Below are 2,682 nucleotides of genomic sequence, written 5' to 3'. Positions count from 1 at the left end.
AAATATCTGATGTGAACACACGTTCACAGAGTTGACTGATACGGTGTCGATGTCCATTATGAGCTGTGAGTTCAACTGATGGATGCAACACACTTATTGAACCGTTCTCTGGATCTCTAAAAGCGAATGGTTCGGTTAAGCGGGATACTTACAATATCATGCAGGGAATCACCTTGCTTATATCTGTCCCAGATAATCGCTTTCTGTTCTGGCGTGTAGTAAATGCGCGTTCTTCGTTTCATGGCAACGTCCCCCTTCGATTAAGGATAGCGTTGCATCTACCCGTTGAACTCACAGCGAGGAGCGGACATAAATTCTCGCAAGCCGATTGCGGTGCATTAAATTGCAGACTTAACGATAAACTGAACAACTCAGGATAGAATGCTCTTGTGTTGGGACACAACATGAGCCGTTTGAGCAGCTAAAAAGTAAATTATTCATGAGTAGACGACTTAACAGAGATCATCGAACCAAAGTCAGAAATATTCCCCGACGCATAAAAGCGCTTAACCGTTGGGCTGGTACTTTTCACAGCCCTGAACGTGGCATTTTTTTCAGAAGATGAGCATTACTGGAATTTCAAAATTCCAGTAGATACCAATCTCGTTGAGGGAAAATACAGCACGCTTAAAACCAAAGCAGCTTGTGCGCAAGCTTTAATTAATGCATGTTCGAACCTCATAACGGCCACTACTGGTATGAATTACAGCCCTCGGATTACCGCCTTAGTATGTCTTCCGGATATGTTTACAAGTGAGGTCTGTCTTTATCGCTCCGAAGAATATTATCAAGGCTTCATAACTGAAGGTCGTTCTGAAAATGGTGCTTCTGCTTTGATCAAAGATCGTAGCCTTGCTGCTGAGTGGGGACTCGTTCTGCCAGCTAACATACAAGAAATCGGTATCACACTTGAATATTATGGAAGCGAGGACCGGGATGAATGGTTCACGGGAGAACGCTGGTATTATGGTCAGGTGACTTAAGGGATTTGCTTTAATTTAAAATTAATGACTTACAAAAAGTGATGCTACTTTTGTCGAGCGCCTGCTCATGGCACGCAGCAGACAAACATGTGACGCTGAAGGTCTGCTGTGAGCGCAGGCTGTGTGAAAACTCATAGCTTCAATTAGCCAAACAATATTTCTCATCTGTGTTTTGAGAATGTCGTTTAAGTTGACGAGGTAATCTGTGATTTTATTCGGATGACTCAGAAGTTTTTATTGCGGGGAAGAACCTGATATCTGTTGTTACTGGAGGATAAAACGGCTGGAACCGTTAGCCGTATTGTTCCTGCAGCTGAATTATCAATCCTGCAGTACCCCATATCGATAGCATCCTTTTCAGGTTATAAGCCAATATATGTAGACTGATTTCCGTACTGACGTTTTTAAATTTCCGCATCAGGAAGTGCGTTGCACCCATCCACATTTTAATTGTCCCAAACGGATGTTCTACCGTTTGCTTTCGCATGACCACCGCCTGAGGAAATGACTCAAGCCTCGCATGCATTTCTTCCATTTCAGCTTCATGAACCCAACGCCGTATACGCCTTGGATCGCGTTTTGATGTAGTGCATCTGGAGCGCTGGCTGCAATCGCGACAGGCAATATTGTTAAAGTACAACTGTTGCTCCAGTCCGTCCTCTGTTGAGGTAAATCGATTCTGAAGCTCATTGCCCATTGGGCACACATAAACATCTTTTTCCCTGTTATATCTGAACATTGAGCGGTTATAGAGCCCCTTACGTTCAGCACCAGAGGTATCTCCCTTTGGCACCAAAGCCACTGCTCCGCTATCCAGAACTGTTTTAATATCGCTGCGACTGTAATACCCTTTGTCGGCCAGTACTGTTATGTCTTTCCGGCCAACAGCTTTCTGAGCCAGTGTTGCCATTGAACCAAGTTGTCCATTATCTGTTGTGTTGGTGACTTCATGCGCAACAATCAAATGGTTTTTCGTATCCACAGCTGTCTGAACGTTGTGGCAAACTTGCCGGTTCATATTATTTGTTTTCATCAACCGGGAGTCAGGGTCGGTTAAAGAGAGTTGTTTATCTGGCTGTTGTGCGACTGCTTGTTGAATTTCCTGAAGCTCACGTAAGCGCTTTTTTAGCCAGGCCAGTTTAGTGGCTGTTAACTTTGTGTTTGCATCGGGCTCAGTATTCTTGTCGGCTTCATCCAGCTTGTTTAAATAATAAGTAATACTTTGCTCAACGCGCTCAATATGGTCATTGGCTTTCTGGGATGTGAAGTTGTTGGGTTTGCTGTTTACTGCTTTGAATTTGCTGCCGTCAATGGCAACAACGACATCAGTGAACATTTGCATTTGCCGGCACAGGCCAATAAAGGCCCGACAGGCATTCCTGATACCTTCACCGTTATCTTTTCTGAAGTCTGCAATGGTTTTAAAGTCAGGCGTTAATCGTTCAAGTAACCACATCAGTTCAACGTTCCGATGGGCCTCTTTTTCCAGTCTACGGGAGGACTGAATTCGGTTGAGATATCCGTAAATGTACAACTTCAGTAGGGTGGCAGGGTGATATCCGGGCCGTCCAGTTCGCTTTGCATCAACTCTTCTGAAACCAAGAGAATCAAGCTTTAATCCATCTACAAATATATCAACCACTCTGACGGGGTTATCTTCAGTGACAAAATCATCCAGTGTATCAGGGAACAATGTCAT

General features: G+C 44.1%; 3 protein-coding genes. 1 reads left to right on the top strand and 2 read right to left on the bottom strand.

All coding sequences use genetic code 11. The features are described 5' to 3' along the window. Positions 1-116 precede the first annotated feature (116 nt). Positions 117-242, bottom strand: coding sequence for a hypothetical protein (locus E0L21_RS25395; protein WP_268886893.1), 126 nt, complete (start codon positions 240-242; stop codon positions 117-119). 300 nt (positions 243-542) lie between these two features. Here E0L21_RS25395 and E0L21_RS24555 point away from each other — a divergent pair, with 300 nt between their 5' ends. Continuing rightward, entirely contained in the window at positions 543-983 is a 441-nt protein-coding gene (locus tag E0L21_RS24555) for a DUF3916 domain-containing protein (RefSeq protein WP_235855298.1), read from the top strand. A 292-nt stretch (positions 984-1,275) separates the two neighbouring features. Here E0L21_RS24555 and E0L21_RS24550 read toward each other — a convergent pair whose 3' ends face one another. Beyond that, positions 1,276-2,682 carry an IS1182 family transposase gene (locus E0L21_RS24550; protein ID WP_131413818.1) on the bottom strand — a complete coding sequence of 469 codons (1,407 nt, stop codon included), beginning with the start codon at positions 2,680-2,682 and terminating at the stop codon, positions 1,276-1,278.

Origin of the sequence: Kosakonia quasisacchari, assembly GCF_004331415.1 — a bacterium.
Classification (GTDB): domain Bacteria; phylum Pseudomonadota; class Gammaproteobacteria; order Enterobacterales; family Enterobacteriaceae; genus Kosakonia; species Kosakonia quasisacchari.
The sequence above is the reverse complement of the archived record's forward strand: the minus strand, read 5'-3'. Positions and strand labels throughout refer to the sequence as shown.